Source organism: Streptomyces albidus (ex Kaewkla and Franco 2022) (assembly GCF_013870515.1).
GTDB lineage: Bacteria > Actinomycetota > Actinomycetes > Streptomycetales > Streptomycetaceae > Streptomyces > Streptomyces albidus.
In genome coordinates this window covers 1-15,213 of record NZ_JACBXA010000143.1, presented here as the reverse complement: position 1 = coordinate 15,213, position 15,213 = coordinate 1, and the positions used below count along the sequence as shown (strand labels likewise).

Here is a 15,213-nt window from a genome sequence, read left to right as displayed (position 1 = left end):
CGACGGCGGCTTCCGCGTCGCCGCACGGCTCCCCCGCTTCCCCGCGCCACCGACCGGGAAGGACTCCTCCCCTTCATGACCACCCGCGTGATCATCGTCGACGACCAGGCCATGGTCCGGGCGGGCTTCGCCGCGCTCCTCTCCGCGCAGTCGGACATCGACGTGGTGGGCGAGGCGCCGGACGGCGCGCAGGGAGTCGACCTGTGCCGCCGTACGCATCCGGACGTGGTCCTGATGGATGTCCGCATGCCCGAGATGGACGGGCTGGAGGCCGCTCGGAAGCTGCTGGACCCCGGCTCCGCGGGCGGCAGTGCGCACCGTCCGCGCGTACTGATGCTGACGACCTTCGACGTCGACGACTACGTGTACGAAGCGCTGCGCGCCGGAGCCAGCGGTTTCCTGCTCAAGGACGCTCCGCCGGCGGACCTCATCGCGGCCGTACGCATCGTGGCCGAGGGCGAGGCCCTGCTCGCGCCCTCCGTCACACGGCGCCTCATCGCGGACTTCGCCCGTCAGCGGCCCGCACCGCGCGCGTCACGCAACCTCCAGCTGAACGGCCTCACCGACCGGGAGACCGAGGTGCTGGAACTGCTGGCACGGGGCCGGTCCAACAGCGAGATCGCCGACTCCCTCGTCCTCGCCGAACAGACCGTCAAGACGCACGTGAGCCGCATCTTCACCAAGCTCCGGCTGCGCGACCGCGCACAGGCCGTGATCTTCGCCTACGAGTCGGGCCTGATCTCCCCCGGCGAAGGCTGAACCCACCTCGGCAGCCGTGACTCCGAGTGCGGCCGCGTGCCCTCCAGTTGAGATCCCCGGCGCCCCCGTCCGGCGGCCTCCTCCTCAGGGAGGGTGACCCACTACCCCGGTATCACAGGGGAGTTGGCTCCGCGGTGTGACGCGGGCACGCAGACTCCCGGCCGACTCTCCTCCCATCGGGCCCCGGACCCTCCGGCGGCTGCTGGAGGGAGCACCGGGATGAAGCGTCGCCTGAAGCGGGCCATGACCGCAGCCGCACTCACCGGTACCGTCATCGCCGCCACCGCCGGCTGGGCCGCCGGCTCTCAGCAGACCGCCGTCACCGGACCGCCCCCCGGTGCCGCATCCTGGCGTGCCGACACCAGCGCGCTGGGACGTACGCTCCCCGACCCGGAGAAGGCCCGCCCGGATCAGGTCGCCGCCTTCTTCTCCGGCCTCACCCCGCATCGGCAGCAAGCCCTGGTGCGACGGCATCCGCTGGTCGCGGGCAACCTCGACGGCGCACCCGTCTCCCTGCGGTACGCGGCCAACCGGCGGGCCCTCCGTGCCGAACTGACCCGTCATCAGTCACGCGCACGCGACGCCGCGCTCACCTCCCAGGACCGCCGGCAGGCTCACTCGAAAGCAGCGCGGTACGCCCAACTCCTCGTCCGGGGGCGGCAGATCCTCGCCTTCGATCCGCGGGGCCGCGGCCAAGTGGCCGAGGTGTACGGGAATCTGGCCGCGGCGCAGCGCACGGCCGTGGTCGTGCCGGGCTCCGACATCGACCTGGCCACCTTCGACAGCAAGGGCGCGAACAAGTACGGGACGCCCGCCGGCATGGCTCAGTCGCTGCGGGACGGCATGGCGGAAGCGAAAGCCGGGACGCGTACGGCCGTCATCGCCTGGGTCGGCTACACCACTCCCGTCGGGCTCGGGCCCGATGCGGCCACCGCCCGTCTCTCCGATGCGGGAGCGCCCCGTCTGGAGAGGTTCCTGCACGGCCTGGCCGCACAGCCCGGAGTCCCCGCGCCGACGCTCCTGTGCCACAGCTACGGCTCGGTCGTGTGCGGCAAGGCGGCTCACAAGCTGACCCGTCACGATGCGGCTGACCTCGTCGTCTTCGGTTCGCCGGGCATGCACGCCGACTCCGCGGCCAGGCTGGGCACCCGGCTACGGGTGTGGGCGGCCCGCGACGCGGGTGACTGGATCGCCAGGGTGCCCAACGTCCAGTTCCTCGGCCTCGGACACGGCGCCGATCCCGCAGCTGACGACTTCGGTGCCCGCGTGGTCTCCTCGGTGCGCGCCGACGGTCACACCGGGTACCTCGAACCGGGTACGGACTCACGAGCCAACTTCGCGGCGATCACCCTCGGTTCGTACGAGGCGGTGCACTGTGCCGCACGTTCGCAGCAGTGCGCGAACGGCGTCTCGTCCTGACGCCGCCCGCACACCGGAAGCGGCCTGTGACCGGCGCGGACTCACCGCACTCCGGCACATGCCGCCCGTCACGCGGGGAGCATCACCGACGGCCGGGGCCGCCGGGGAGCATCACCGACGGCCGAGTCCGGGAATCAGGCCCGTCCGGCCGAGGTGAAGGACATGTCGGCGTAGCGCTCCCCGGCGACGCGTGACGCGATGGGTTCCAGCAACGCCAGTTCCTCGTCGGAGAGTTCGATGCGCGTGGACGCCGTGTTCTCCTCGATCCTGCTGCGCTTGCGGGTGCCGGGGATCGGCACGACTGTCAGCCCCTTGTGCACCCGCGCGCGCTGCTGCACCCACGCCAGCGCGATCTGTCCGAGCGTCGCTCCGTGCGCGTCGGCGACCTGCCGCACGGGAGCCAGCAGTGCCACGTTGGCCACCGCGTTGTCACCGGTGAAGCGGGGCTGCTGGCGGCGGAAGTCGTCGCTGGTGAGCTCCTTCTCGGCGTCGGCGAAGGAGCCGGTCAGGAACCCGCGGCCGAGCGGCGAGTAGGGCACGAAGGCGACACCGAGTTCGCGGGCGGTGTCCGCCACGCTGCCCTCGACGTCGCGGCTGAAGAGCGACCACTCCGACTGCAGAGCGGCGATGGGATGGACGGCGTGGGCGGTGCGCAGTTCGTCCGCCGTCACCTCGCTCAGCCCCAGGTGCCTGACCTTCCCCTCGCGCACCAGCTCCGCCATGGCTCCGGCCGTCTCCTCCATGGGGACGCTCACATCGCGCCGGTGCATGTAGTAGAGGTCGATCTCGTCGACGCCGAGGCGCCGCAGGCTGTCCTCGACGCACTGCCGCATGTACGGACGGTCGTTGCGGATGGAGCGCCTCGTCGGATCGGACAGGTCGCGGCTCATCGAGAACTTCGTGGCCAGGGTGATCTCGTCGCGGTGTGCCCGTACGAACTGCGAGATGAACTTCTCGTTCTCCCCTGCTTCTGCTCCGTACACGTCCGCGGTGTCGTAGAGCGTGACCCCCAGCTCCAGAGCGCGTTCCAGCGTCGCCAGCGCCTCGTCGGCATCCGTGGGTCCGTAGGCGAAGCTCATGCCCATGCAGCCCAGGCCCTGCACGCCCACCTCCGGGCCGTTCGCGCCCAGCCGTGCCGTGCTGATCCTCTCTCCGTCGTGCGCGTCCGTGCTCATGCAGTCCTCTCAGGGCGTTCCGGCAGCCGGCGTGCCGCCGCGTAGGTGTCGATCTTGAAGTCGAGTACCGCGAGGGTCTCCTGCAGCTCGGCGATCCGGTGCCGTACGTCCTCGCGCGTCGTCACGAGCAGTTGGTGCCGCTCGGGGAAGGTGTGGTCGCCCTCGCGTACGAGTTCGGCGTAGCGGACCATGTCCGCGACCGGCATGCCCGTCAACCGCAACTTGCCGACCAGGCCCAGCCAGTCGAGGTCCCTGTTGGTGAACCGGCGCTGGCCCGTGTGGGAGCGGTCGACATGAGGCATCAGGCCGATCCGCTCGTACCAGCGCAGAGTGTGTGCGCTCAGCCCGCAGATCGCGGCGACCTCGCTGATCGTGTAGCGGTCCCGTCCGTCCGGCTGGGGGTGCGGCGCCTCTCCGGTCGTGCACACGTCCGGTTCGACTGCTTCGTCCGCTGTTTCCGTCTCCGTCACAGTCATAAGTGAACGCTACGAACTTGGAGTGCACTCCAAGCAAGCGCAAAGATCCGGCCAATTCGCCTCGCGTTACGCTCGGGAGCCATGGACAGCCTGCGCATGATCGAGAACTGGCCGGTGCCGACCGCTGCGGCCGTCGTCGTCTCACGGACGGACGCCTCCACCGGCGAGGGGACCCCCGTCGTCACCGGCAGCCACGGCCCCACCGGCCACCGGTTCGCGCTCGCCTCCGTCACCAAGCCGCTCACCGCCTACGCGACGCTGATCGCGGTGGAGGAGGGCGCCGTGGAGCTGGACGAGCCCGCGGGTCCGGCGGGTTCGACGGTCCGGCACCTCCTCGCCCACACCTCCGGACTGGCCTTCGAGGAGGACCGTCCGATGGCCGAGCCGGGCACGCGCCGCATATATTCCAACGCCGGATTCGAAGCACTCGGCGACCACCTCGCGAAGGTCACCGAGATCCCGTTCCCGCAGTACCTCCACGAGGCCGTGCTCGCGCCGCTGGGCATGACCGCGACGGAACTGCCCGGTTCACCCGCCAAGGACGGGGTCTCCAACGCCGACGACCTCTCCCGTTTCGCTGCCGAACTGCTCGCACCACGGCTGCTGTCCCCCTCGACCCTGGAGGCGGCGACGTCCGTGGCCTTCCCCGGGCTCAAGGGAGTTCTGCCGGGTTACGGCAACCAGTCGCCCAACGACTGGGGCCTCGGCTTCGAGATCAGGGACGGCAAGTCGCCGCACTGGACGGGGAGTTCATCCTCGCCCCGCACGTTCGGGCACTTCGGCCAGTCGGGCACGTTCCTCTGGGTGGACCCGGAAGCCGGTGCCGCCTGCGCCGCGCTCGCGGACCGGGACTTCGGGCAGTGGGCCATCGACGCCTGGCCGCCGTTCACGGACGCGGTGCTCGCCGAGTTGCGCGGGGCGTGACCGGCGCATCGCGCGCACCGGAAGCCACGACCGGACCGCACCGGCGCGGAGCCCGTCAGCCGTAGCCGGGCTCCGCGTGCATCTCCCACATCAGCAGTTCAACCGGGCCGTCGACGCCGCGCGCCTCCAGGTCCCGGGCGTCGGTGATACGGGCGGCGTCGCCGGCCTCGAGCCGTTCCTCGCCGGGGACGGCACCGCCGCCGGCTGACCCCGAACCGATCCGGGCCGCTCCGCGGACCACGTGCACGTACACCCACGCGGCGTCCGGCACGGCGGTGCGCTCGCCCTCCGCCAGCCGCCGCACATGCAGCACAGCCTCGGTGTTGGGCACCGCGAAGGGCGTGCCGTCGGCGATGCCGTGGACCACCTCGTACTCCGGTTCACGGCTGTCCGGGCCCTGGTCGCCGCCGGTTCCGGGGACGAGCCACATCTGCACGAATTGCAGTGGTTCGTCCCCTGCGTTGCGTTCGACGTGCCGTACGCCGCTGCCCGCGCCCATCCGCTGCACGTCTCCCGCGCGCACCCGCGACGACTTCCCCGTCGAGTCGAGGTGTTCCAGCTCGCCCTCGACGACCCACGTCACGATCTCGACGTCCCGGTGGGGGTGTTCCGGGAAGCCCGCACCGGGGGCGAGCCGTTCCTCGTTGCAGGCCACGAGCTGCCCGAAGCCGACGTTGTCCGGGTCGTAGAAGCCCGAGAAGGAGAAGGCGTGACGGGTGTCGATCCCTGCCGCCGCGTCACCGCCGCGATACCGGTCGTCCGCCCGCCACACGTGAAGCATGTGCCCACGGTAAACGGCTTCGCGCCTGGGCAGGAGCGCCCCCGCCCCCACGGCCGCCGTCCGATGAGGCAGGCTTGGCACGTGCCCGAATCCACAGATCCCTCCGCGAACCCACCCGACGACCGCCCGGAACGGCCCGAGCACCCGCACAGCGCCACCCTGCGGCGCCTGGAGCAGTCGTCCGGCAAGCTCGCCGCCGCCGCGATCACGCGCATGGACGAGCAGTTGCCGTGGTACCGCGCGATGCCGCCGGAGAACCGCTCGTGGATCGGGCTCGTCGCCCAGGCGGGCATCGCCGCCTTCACCGAGTGGTTCCGGCACCCGGAGACGCCCCAGGCCATCAGCACCGACGTCTTCGGCACGGCCCCTCGTGAGCTGACCCGCGCCATCACTCTGCGCCAGACCGTGGAGTTGGTGCGTACGACCATCGAGGTCGTGGAGACGGCGATCGACGAGGTCGCCGCACCCGGCGACGAGTCGGCGCTGCGCGAGGCGCTGCTGGTCTACGCCCGCGAGATCGCCTTCGCCACCGCCCAGGTCTACGCACAGGCGGCGGAGGCCCGCGGAGCGTGGGACGCGCGGCTGGAGTCACTGGTGGTCAACGCCGTGCTCTCCGGCGAGGCGGACGAGGGCGCGGTCTCGCGTGCCGCCGCGCTCGGCTGGAATTCGCCCGAGCACGTCGCCGTCGTCCTCGGCACGGCCCCGGACGGGGACAGCGAGTTGACGGTCGAAGCCATACGACGAGCCGCGCGCCACGCGAAGTTGCAGGTGCTCACAGGCGTGCTGGGCAACCGCCTCGTCGTGGTGGCCGGCGGCTCCGACGACCCTCTCCGCGCGGCGAAGTCCCTTATCGGGCCCTTCGCCCCCGGCCCCGTGGTGGCAGGGCCCGTCGTCGCCGACCTGCTGTCGGCGACCGGCTCCGCACAGGCCGCCGCGGCGGGACTCCGCGCCTGCGCGGCGTGGCAGGACGCTCCGCGGCCGGTGCTCGCGGACGACCTGCTGCCGGAGCGCGCGATGGCCGGAGACCCCACCGCACGCGACCTCTTGGTGGAGGAGATCTACAGACCGCTCGAAGAAGCGGGCTCCGCCCTCCTGGAGACGCTGAGCGTTTATCTGGAGCAGGCGAGTAGCCTCGAAGGTGCGGCACGAATGCTGTTCGTACACCCCAACACCGTGCGCTACCGGCTGCGACGTGTGACGGACGTCACCGGGTGGTCACCCTCCGATGTCCGGTCGGCCTTCACGCTGCGTATCGCTCTGATTCTGGGGCGTCTCACGGACTTCGGGAGCCAGCCCTAGCCTTGTAAGGGCTTGTTTGTGGGAGCTCGACAATTTGCCCCCCGGTTCTTCGTACCGCTCCGTACCGGCGCGGACCATGGCAGACAAGAGAGAGTGAAAGAGTGCTCGTACTCGTCGCTCCCGGCCAGGGCTCACAGAAGCCCGGCCTCCTGACTCCCTGGCTCGAACTCCCCGGCGTCACCGACCGGATCGCGGAGTGGTCGGCCGCCATCGGCATGGATCTCGTCCACTACGGCACCGAAGCCGACGCGGACGACATCCGCGACACAGCAGTGGCACAACCGCTGCTCGTCGCCGCGAGTCTGATCTCTGCGGACGCACTGCTGGAGGGCCGCGACCCGGCCCGGCAGTTCGGCGCCGTGGCGGGACACAGCGTGGGTGAACTGGCCGCCGCCTCGATCGCAGGCGTGCTGTCACCCATGGACGCCATGACGCTCGTACGGGCACGAGGCCGCGCCATGGCCGAGGCCGCCGCCGTCACCGACACCGGCATGTCCGCCGTGATGGGCGGCGAACAGGAAGCCGTGACGGCCCACTTGAAGGGCCTCGGCCTGACGGCGGCCAACATCAACGGCGCCGGCCAGATCGTCGCGGCAGGCACAGCCGAGCAGTTGGCGGCGCTGACGGCCGACAAGCCCGAGAAGGCGAGGGTCGTGCCGCTGAAGGTCGCCGGCGCCTTCCACACCGAACACATGGCACCCGCTGTGGACGTCCTCGCCGCCGCCGTCGAGGACGCCGAAGTCCACGACCCGACGCTGCCGTACATCTCCAACCTGGACGGCACCGCGGTCGCCGAAGGCCGGCAGGTCGTCCAGCGGCTGGTCAACCAGATCTCGGCTTCCGTGCGTTGGGACCTGTGCATGGAGGCCTTCCAGCAGTTGGGCGTCACCGCCCTGATCGAGGTCTGCCCCGGCGGCACCCTCACGGGCCTGGCCAAGCGCGCCCTCCCCGGCGTACGCACCCTGGCGCTGAAGACACCCGATGATCTCGACGCGGCACGCGAGCTGATCGCCGAGCACGCGCAGACCGCCTGAGCCACAAGGAGCTCGAGAGCATGACCGCGAAGATCAAGCCCGCCAAGGGTTCTCCGTACGCCCGCATCCTCGGCGTCGGCGGCTACCGCCCGACCCGTGTCGTGCCGAACGAGGAGATCCTCAAGCACATCGAGTCCTCCGACGAGTGGATCCGCTCGCGCTCCGGCATCGCGACCCGGCACTGGGCCGGCCCCGACGAGACCATCGCCGAGATGACGCTGGCAGCCGCGGGCAAGGCCGTCGCGGACGCGGGCATCACGCCGCAGCAGGTCGACGCGGTGGTCATCTCGACCGTGTCCCACTTCAAGCAGACCCCGTCCATCGCCACCGAGATCGCGGACCGCATGGGCGCCGGCAAGGCCGCCGCCTTCGACATCAACGCGGGCTGTGCGGGTTTCGGTTACGGCCTCACGATCGCCAAGGGCATGATCGTCGACGGCAGCGCCGGACACGTCCTCGTCGTCGGCGCCGAGCGCCTCTCGGACCTCACCGACCTGACGGACCGCTCCACCGCCTTCCTCTTCGGGGACGGTGCGGGCGCGGTCGTCGTCGGCCCCGCCACGGAGCCGGGCATCGGCCCGAGCGTGTGGGGCTCGGAGGGCGACAAGGCGGACGTCATCAGCCAGACCGTGCCCTGGGACGCCTACCGCGAGGGCGTGGTGGAGAAGTTCCCGGCCATCCGCCAGGAGGGCCAGACCGTCTTCCGCTGGGCCGTCTACGAGATGGCCAAGGTCGCCAACCAGGCCCTCGAAGCCGCCGGAGTCTCACCGGCGGACCTGGACGTCTTCATTCCGCACCAGGCCAACATGCGGATCATCGACTCGATGGTGAAGACCCTCAAACTGCCGGAGCACGTCGCGGTCGCCCGCGACGTGGAAACCACCGGCAACACCTCGGCCGCCTCGATTCCGCTCGCAATGGAGCGGATGCTGGCGACCGGGCAAGCGAAGAGCGGCGACACCGCGCTCGTCATCGGCTTCGGGGCAGGTCTCGTCTACGCAGCAACGGTCGTTACCCTCCCCTAGTCAAGATCCACACAGCCGTACAGCGCCGTGCGGCAGGGTGTGGCGATTCACCTCAAGACACACACAGGACCCGAAGAACACCGAAGGAGCGCCGACATGGCCGCCACGCAGGAAGAGATCGTCGCGGGTCTCGCCGAGATCGTCAACGAGATCGCCGGCATCCCCACCGAGGACGTCCAGAGGGACAAGTCCTTCACCGACGACCTGGACGTCGACTCGCTGTCCATGGTCGAGGTCGTCGTCGCCGCCGAGGAGCGCTTCAGCGTCAAGATCCCGGACGACGACGTGAAGAACCTCAAGACCGTCGGCGACGCGACCGACTACATCCTCAAGAACCAGAGCTGAGACGACCGCCCACGCGTTTGTCGCCATCCGCCGTGCGCCACGGGAGGAATCCCGGGGCGCCGGTGAGGTGGTCCGCACGGCTCACCCTCTACCAGTGGAGACAGTAATCCAGTGAATACGACCCATCACTCCGTGGTCGTCACCGGTATCGGCGCAACCACACCGCTGGGTGGCGACAGCGCATCCACCTGGGAAGGTCTGATCGCCGGACGTTCCGGAGTCGGCCCTCTCACCCACGACTGGGCGGCGGAACTGCCCGTCCGGATCGCCGCCGAGATCGCAGTGGAACCCACCGAGATCATCCCGCGGCCGCAGGCACGCAAGCTCGACCGGTCGGCGCAGTTCGCCTTGGTCGCGACTCGCGAGGCATGGGCTGACGCGGGCTTCACCGCGAAGGCCGGTGAGGACGCGAGCGTCTCCCCCGACCGTCTCGGGGCGGTCGTCGCCTCGGGCATCGGCGGTGTCACCACGCTGCTCGGCCAGTACGACGTGCTGCGCGAGAAGGGCGTCCGCCGCGTCTCGCCGCACACGGTCCCGATGCTGATGCCGAACAGCCCCAGCGCGAACGTCGGCCTGGAGGTCAACGCGCGCGCAGGCGTGCACACCCCGGTCAGCGCCTGCGCCTCCGGCTCGGAGGCGATCGGGTACGCGGTGGAGATGATCCGCACGGGCCGTGCGGACGTCGTCGTCGCCGGCGGCACCGAGGCGGCCATACACCCGCTGCCGATCGTGGCCTTCGGCAACATGATGGCGATGTCGAAGGACAACGACCATCCGGAAGCCGCCTCGCGCCCGTACGACGCCGACCGCAACGGCTTCGTGATGGGTGAGGGCGCGGGCGTCATCGTGCTGGAGTCGGCGGAGCACGCCAAGAAGCGCGGGGCGCGGATCTACGCGGAGGCCATCGGCCAGGGCATCTCGGCCGACAGCCACCACATCACGCAGCCCGAGCCCAGCGGCAACGGCATCGCGCTCGCCCTCCAGAACCTGATCGAGCACACCGACCTCAAGCCGTCCGAGGTCATGCACATCAACGCGCACGCGACGTCCACCCCGTTGGGTGACATCGCGGAGCTGAAGGCCCTGCGGAAGGTCTTCGGCGACGACGTCGACCACATGGCCATCTCCGGCACGAAGTCGATGACGGGCCACCTGCTCGGCGGTGCGGGCGGTATCGAGTCGGTCGCCTCGATCCTCGCCCTGAAGCACCGCACGGCACCGCCGACGATCAACCTCGTGAACCTCGACCCGGAGGCGGACGCCGACATCGTCCGCGGTGAGGCCCGTACCCTCCCCGAGGGCACGATCGCCGCGCTGAACAACTCCTTCGGCTTCGGCGGTCACAACGTCGTGCTGGCCTTCCGCACGGTCTGATCCCGGCTGACGCGAGGCACACGTGTGGGGCAGCTCCTTCGGGGGCTGCCCCACACGCCTGTGTCCCGAACCGGGCCACGTCGTCACCGCGTCAGGCGCCGCCCGCGTTGCCTTCATCGGCGGGGAAGCTCGCGAAGTACGAGGCGGCCATGTCCTCTTCGGCGTGGCCCTGCTCGGCGGCGCGCCGAAAGCGCTCCGCCCCCGCGGCTGCCACATCGAGCTGCACGCCCGCTCCTCGGCCCGCCTCGACGATGAGCCCCGCGTCCTTCTCCGCCGTGCTCACCGAGAAGCTCGGCGTGAGGTCCCTCGACCGGATGGCCTCCGCCTTGATCCGCAGGTATCCCATGTCGAGCGTGCCGCCTTCGATGGCGTCGAGGAAGTTCTGCGGGTCCACGCCCAGCCCGTCGGCCAACGCCATGGCCTCCGCGGCACCGTGAGTGACGGTCAGCACCCAGCTGTTGCAGACGAGTTTGAGCCGGGTCGCCGCACCGGGCTCCTCGCTCACCCAGACCGTACGGGCGCCGATCGCGTCCAGCACGGGCGCCAGCCCCGTCCGCTCGCTGGAGGGTCCGGACGCCAGCACCAGCAGCTTGCCCGCCTCCGCGGGCTGCCTGGTGCCCAGGACAGGGGAGTCGATGAAGGTGAGCTGGTACTCACGGGCCAGCTCGGCCAGGGGTTCCAGGCCCTCGAGCCCGGCGGTGGTGCACTGCAGCCACACCATGCCCGGACGCAGCCCGGGTGCGGCGGCGCGCACGGTCGTCGAGGTGGCCTCCGCGTCGAACAGCATCGTCAGCACGACGTCGGCGCCTTCCACCGCCTCGCGCGGACTCTCGGCGACGCGGGCGCCGTCGTCGGCCAGAGGTTCCGCTTTCGCGCGGGTGCGGTTCCATACGCGTACGTCGAGCCCGGCGCGGCAGAGGTTGCGTGCCATGGCGGCACCCATGATCCCCGTGCCGAGAACAGCTACTGAGATTCCGTCAGCCATGCAGGCAAACTAGGGCAGGAAGCGGAGTCAGACCACCTGGTGCAGCCAGCGCACCGGTGCGCCTTCACCTGCGTAGCGGAAGGGCTCCAGCTCGTCGTCCCACGGCTTGCCGAGCAACTTGGCCAATTCCGCTTCGAGTTGGCTCTCACCACGGGAGGCCCGGTCCAGCGCGGCGCGGAGCCGGTCCTCGGGGATGAGGATGTCACCGTGCATGCCGGTGACGGCGTGGAAGATGCCGAGTTCGGGAGTGGAGCTGTAGCGCTCGCCCTCCGCCGTGGGGCAGGGCTCGGAGGTCACCTCGAACCGGAGGAGGTGCCAGCCGCGCAGCGCCGAGGCGAGTTTGGAGCCGGTGCCGGGGTCGCCCTGCCAGGAGAACTCCGCACGCCAAGTGCCCGGGGAAGCCGGCTGTCTGATCCAGTCGAGATTGACGCGGGCGCCGAGGACCCCTGCCACGGCCCACTCGACGTGCGGGCACAGCGCTCGGGGCGCTGAATGCACGTACAGAACTCCACGTGTCGTCACCGGGACCTCCAGTGCGGTTCGAGGGGCGTCCTCGCCGACTGCCTTGACTACTGCCGGTCACGCGCCGGGCCGGCGCCTGACGTCCTGCACCACCGGTCACTTCGTCAATCAGTGCCGAGGTTACGAATAGTAAACACCATTGGCACCAATTCTCCCCGAAAGGGACATGAGGTGACGCGGTGTAATATTCGGCTGTCTCTGAATGAACGCCCACATCCCCAGCACAGCGGGGATCCCGTGAGCGAGCACGGGTCAAAGCTATCGCGCACCGATGCACACCGAGTGACGTACCGTCGGACGGACAGCGGGGAGATGAGGGGGCAGATGCCGGAGAGCCGTCGGGCCGCGGGGGCCGGTGACACGTTCGGCGGCGGGATAAACCGTCGTCGGCGAGCCGTGGCCGTCATCGCCTTCGCCGTCATGCTCATCGGCGGCCTCGCCCTCGCCGCCTCGTGCGGCAGTGGGAGCGGGGGCGACACGGGGCAGCGCACCCCCGACGCCGCACGCCCCTCGCCCTCTCCCACCCGGCCGTGGGACCGGCATCCCGCTTCCATCGCCGCCGTCGGCGACTCCATCACCCAGGGTTTCGACGCCTGTTCACTGCTGGCCGACTGCGCCCGCGCCTCGTGGGTCACCGGCACCGACTCCGAGGTGGAGAGCCTCGCGGGCCGGCTCATCAAGGACGCCCCCTCGAAGAACAGCTGGAACCACGCAGTGAGCGGCTCCCTGATGGCCGATCTGCCCGCCCAGATGGAGCGCGCGGCGCAGCACGACCCGGAGTTGGTGACCGTGCTGGCGGGCGCGAACGACGCCTGCATGCCCACCCCCGCGCAGATGACCCCGACCGAGGACTTCCGGGCGGACTTCCGTACGGCGCTGCACACGCTGAAGAAGGCGCGGCCGAAGGCGCACGTGTACGTCTTGAGCGTGCCCGACATCAAGCGCCTGTGGTCCCAGGGCCGTGGCGATCCCTGGGGGGAGAAGGTCTGGGGTCTGGGAATCTGCCAGTCGATGCTGCGCGATCCCAAGTCGATGACCCAGGCCTCCCAGGACCGCCGGCAGGAGGTCCACGAGCGGGTCGTCGCGTACAACGCCGTACTGAAGGAGGAGTGCGCGAGGATGCTGCGCTGCCGCTACGACGGCGGCGCCGTCTTCGACTACCGCTTCACCAAGGCCGAGCTGAGCCGCTGGGACTGGTTCCACCCCAGCAAGGTCGGGCAGCGCAAGCTCGCCGACCTCGCCTACCGCGGTATCACCGCGCGGCACGAGAGCCACTCCGGCTAGGCGTGCCGGACCCCGCGACCCAGGCGGGACCTTGCGGACACGCCCTGGGACTTCGGGGCGTCCTCCGGCGCCAGGGGACGAGTGTTCCTGTGCGTTCCTGAACGTTCGGCGTGTGCGGTCCCGAAAGAACCGGTGCACCACCCATTGACGGCACTCCGGCCGCGTCAATACATTCGCGTCAGCATTTCGAACGTAGAACGAAATCTCGAACAGCGAATGTGTGAAGGGTCAATTGCGTGCGCATCACCGGAATCAGCACCCATGTCGTCGGTACTCCCTGGCGGAACCTCACCTACGTCCAGGTTCACACCGATGAGGGCCTCACCGGAATCGGTGAGACACGGATGCTCGGCCGCACCGACGCACTCGTGGGCTACCTCCGTGAGGCGGAGGCCAACCACATCTCCGGATCGGATCCGTTCGCCGTCGAGGACCTGGTGCGGCGGATGAAGTACGGCGACTACGGCCGTGCCGGGGAGATCGTGATGTCCGGCATCGCCTGCGTGGAGATGGCCTGCTGGGACATCAAGGGCAAGGCACTGGGCGTCCCCGTCTGGCAGTTGCTGGGAGGGAAGGTCACCGACCGGGTCAAGGCGTACGCCAACGGCTGGTACACGACCGAGCGCACGCCGGAGGCGTACTACAAGGCGGCACAGGCGGTCGTCGAGCGTGGCTATCGGGCCCTGAAGATCGATCCGTTCGGGACAGGCCACTTCGAGCTGGATCACGCCGGGACGAGCTACGCGGTGTCGCTGATCGAGGCCGTACGCGACGCGATCGGCCCGGAGACCGAACTGATGCTGGAGATGCACGGGCGCTTCAGTCCCTCGACCGCCGTGCGGCTGGCCCGCGAGATGGCGCCGTTCACTCCGGCGTGGCTGGAGGAGCCGGTGCCGCCGGAGAACCTCAAGGCGCTGGCAAAGGTCGCGGAGAGGGTCGAGCTGCCGGTGGCGACGGGCGAACGCATCCACGACCGCATCGAGTTCCGCGAACTCTTCGAGTCGCAGGCCGTCGACATCATCCAGCCCGACGTCGGCCACATCGGCGGAATCCTGGAGGCACGCAAGCTCGCGGCCACGGCCGAGACGCACTACATGCTGATCGCCCCGCACAACGTCGGCGGTCCGGTGCTCACGTCCGCCTCACTCCAACTGGCGGGCTGCACACCCAACTTCAAGATCCTCGAACACTTCAACGACTTCGCGGACGCCGAGATCAAGAAGGTCGTCAGGGGAGCTCCCGAGGTCGTCGACGGCTACTTCGAGCTCCCCACCGCACCCGGACTCGGCGTTGAACTGGACACCGACGCCGCTGCCGAGTTCCCGCAGCAGCAGGCCCGTTTCGACCTGTGGGCAGAGGGCTGGGAGAAGCGTGCCCCGCAGAGCGGGCAAGGGGGGCACGCATGACCGGCCCCTCCGTCGCACGGGCCGTCGTCATCGACAAGCCCGGCGAGCACCGCCTCGTCACCGGCCCGCGGGCCGAGCCCGGGCCGGGCGAGGTGCGCGTCGCCGTCCACGCGGCGGGCATCTGTGCCAGCGACCGCGAGGTCTACGACGGGACCCGGCCCGCCGACTACGTCCGTTACCCCGTCACTCCCGGCCACGAGTGGTCGGGCACGGTCGACGCCGTCGGTGAGGGCGTCGACCCGCAACTCCTCGGCCGCAAGACCGTCGCCGAGGGCTTCCGTGCCTGTCTGCGCTGCGAACGCTGCCGAGAAGGGGCGACGAGTCTGTGCACCAGCGGATACGAGGAGACGGGATTCACCCGGCCCGGCGCCTTCGCCGACGCGCTCGTGCTGCCCGCACGGCTGC

16 protein-coding genes are annotated in these 15,213 nt (G+C 70.1%); 11 read left to right on the top strand and 5 right to left on the bottom strand.

The window, feature by feature from the left end:
- The first annotated feature begins 75 nt into the window (after positions 1-75).
- Both H5J26_RS19850 and H5J26_RS19845 read left to right on the top strand, forming a co-directional pair.
- Entirely contained in the window at positions 76-759 is a 684-nt protein-coding gene (locus H5J26_RS19850) for a response regulator (RefSeq protein ID WP_181767257.1), read from the top strand.
- A 219-nt stretch (positions 760-978) separates the two neighbouring features.
- Positions 979-2,178 carry an alpha/beta hydrolase gene (locus H5J26_RS19845; RefSeq protein WP_181767256.1) on the top strand — a complete coding sequence of 400 codons (1,200 nt, stop codon included), beginning with the start codon at positions 979-981 and terminating at the stop codon, positions 2,176-2,178.
- Between the two features lie 134 nt (positions 2,179-2,312).
- Here H5J26_RS19845 and H5J26_RS19840 read toward each other — a convergent pair whose 3' ends face one another.
- Positions 2,313-3,353 (bottom strand): aldo/keto reductase, encoded by a 1,041-nt coding sequence (locus tag H5J26_RS19840; RefSeq protein WP_181767255.1) that lies wholly within the window; start codon positions 3,351-3,353, stop codon positions 2,313-2,315.
- Positions 3,350-3,829 carry a MerR family transcriptional regulator gene (locus tag H5J26_RS19835; RefSeq protein ID WP_181767254.1) on the bottom strand — a complete coding sequence of 160 codons (480 nt, stop codon included), beginning with the start codon at positions 3,827-3,829 and terminating at the stop codon, positions 3,350-3,352. Before H5J26_RS19835 ends, H5J26_RS19840 begins: the two co-directional genes overlap by 4 nt.
- Positions 3,830-3,910: 81 nt before the next feature.
- Here H5J26_RS19835 and H5J26_RS19830 point away from each other — a divergent pair, with 81 nt between their 5' ends.
- Positions 3,911-4,753: a serine hydrolase domain-containing protein gene (locus H5J26_RS19830; RefSeq protein WP_181767253.1), complete on the top strand. Its 843-nt coding sequence runs from the start codon at positions 3,911-3,913 to the stop codon at positions 4,751-4,753.
- A 55-nt stretch (positions 4,754-4,808) separates the two neighbouring features.
- On the opposite strand, the gene H5J26_RS19825 is transcribed toward H5J26_RS19830, so the two are convergent.
- Entirely contained in the window at positions 4,809-5,534 is a 726-nt protein-coding gene (locus H5J26_RS19825) for a pirin family protein (RefSeq protein ID WP_181767252.1), read from the bottom strand.
- Between the two features lie 81 nt (positions 5,535-5,615).
- On the opposite strand from H5J26_RS19825, the gene H5J26_RS19820 reads away from it, so the two are divergent.
- The 5 genes from H5J26_RS19820 to fabF all read left to right on the top strand — a co-directional run bounded on the left by H5J26_RS19820 (position 5,616) and on the right by fabF (position 10,611).
- Positions 5,616-6,833, top strand: coding sequence for a PucR family transcriptional regulator (locus H5J26_RS19820; protein ID WP_181767251.1), 1,218 nt, complete (start codon positions 5,616-5,618; stop codon positions 6,831-6,833).
- 101 nt (positions 6,834-6,934) lie between these two features.
- On the top strand, positions 6,935-7,867 hold the full coding sequence (locus H5J26_RS19815) for an ACP S-malonyltransferase (protein ID WP_181767250.1): 933 nt from the start codon (positions 6,935-6,937) through the stop codon (positions 7,865-7,867).
- A 20-nt stretch (positions 7,868-7,887) separates the two neighbouring features.
- Positions 7,888-8,892 carry a ketoacyl-ACP synthase III gene (locus H5J26_RS19810; protein WP_181767249.1) on the top strand — a complete coding sequence of 335 codons (1,005 nt, stop codon included), beginning with the start codon at positions 7,888-7,890 and terminating at the stop codon, positions 8,890-8,892.
- A gap of 96 nt (positions 8,893-8,988) precedes the next feature.
- Complete coding sequence (locus tag H5J26_RS19805; protein ID WP_181767248.1) at positions 8,989-9,237, top strand: acyl carrier protein; 249 nt, start codon at positions 8,989-8,991, stop codon at positions 9,235-9,237.
- A gap of 111 nt (positions 9,238-9,348) precedes the next feature.
- On the top strand, positions 9,349-10,611 hold the full coding sequence (gene fabF, locus H5J26_RS19800) for a beta-ketoacyl-ACP synthase II (protein WP_181767247.1): 1,263 nt from the start codon (positions 9,349-9,351) through the stop codon (positions 10,609-10,611).
- Between the two features lie 91 nt (positions 10,612-10,702).
- Here the strand turns inward: fabF and H5J26_RS19795 are convergent, their stop codons facing one another.
- Together H5J26_RS19795 and H5J26_RS19790 are read right to left on the bottom strand one after the other, a co-directional pair.
- Positions 10,703-11,596 carry an NAD(P)-dependent oxidoreductase gene (locus tag H5J26_RS19795; RefSeq protein WP_181767246.1) on the bottom strand — a complete coding sequence of 298 codons (894 nt, stop codon included), beginning with the start codon at positions 11,594-11,596 and terminating at the stop codon, positions 10,703-10,705.
- A 27-nt stretch (positions 11,597-11,623) separates the two neighbouring features.
- Positions 11,624-12,118: a DUF3145 domain-containing protein gene (locus H5J26_RS19790; RefSeq protein ID WP_181767245.1), complete on the bottom strand. Its 495-nt coding sequence runs from the start codon at positions 12,116-12,118 to the stop codon at positions 11,624-11,626.
- Positions 12,119-12,442: 324 nt separating this feature from the next.
- Here H5J26_RS19790 and H5J26_RS19785 point away from each other — a divergent pair, with 324 nt between their 5' ends.
- The 3 genes from H5J26_RS19785 to H5J26_RS19775 all read left to right on the top strand — a co-directional run.
- The gene (locus H5J26_RS19785) at positions 12,443-13,402 is read left to right on the top strand and encodes a GDSL-type esterase/lipase family protein (protein ID WP_181767244.1); all 960 of its coding nucleotides are present in this window, start codon (positions 12,443-12,445) and stop codon (positions 13,400-13,402) included.
- A gap of 236 nt (positions 13,403-13,638) precedes the next feature.
- A complete protein-coding gene (locus tag H5J26_RS19780; RefSeq protein ID WP_181767243.1) occupies positions 13,639-14,808 on the top strand; it encodes a mandelate racemase/muconate lactonizing enzyme family protein in 1,170 nt (389 codons plus the stop codon).
- A partial coding sequence (locus tag H5J26_RS19775; protein ID WP_181767242.1) for an alcohol dehydrogenase catalytic domain-containing protein occupies positions 14,805-15,213 on the top strand: 409 nt, incomplete at its 3' end. The genes H5J26_RS19780 and H5J26_RS19775, both read left to right, overlap by 4 nt.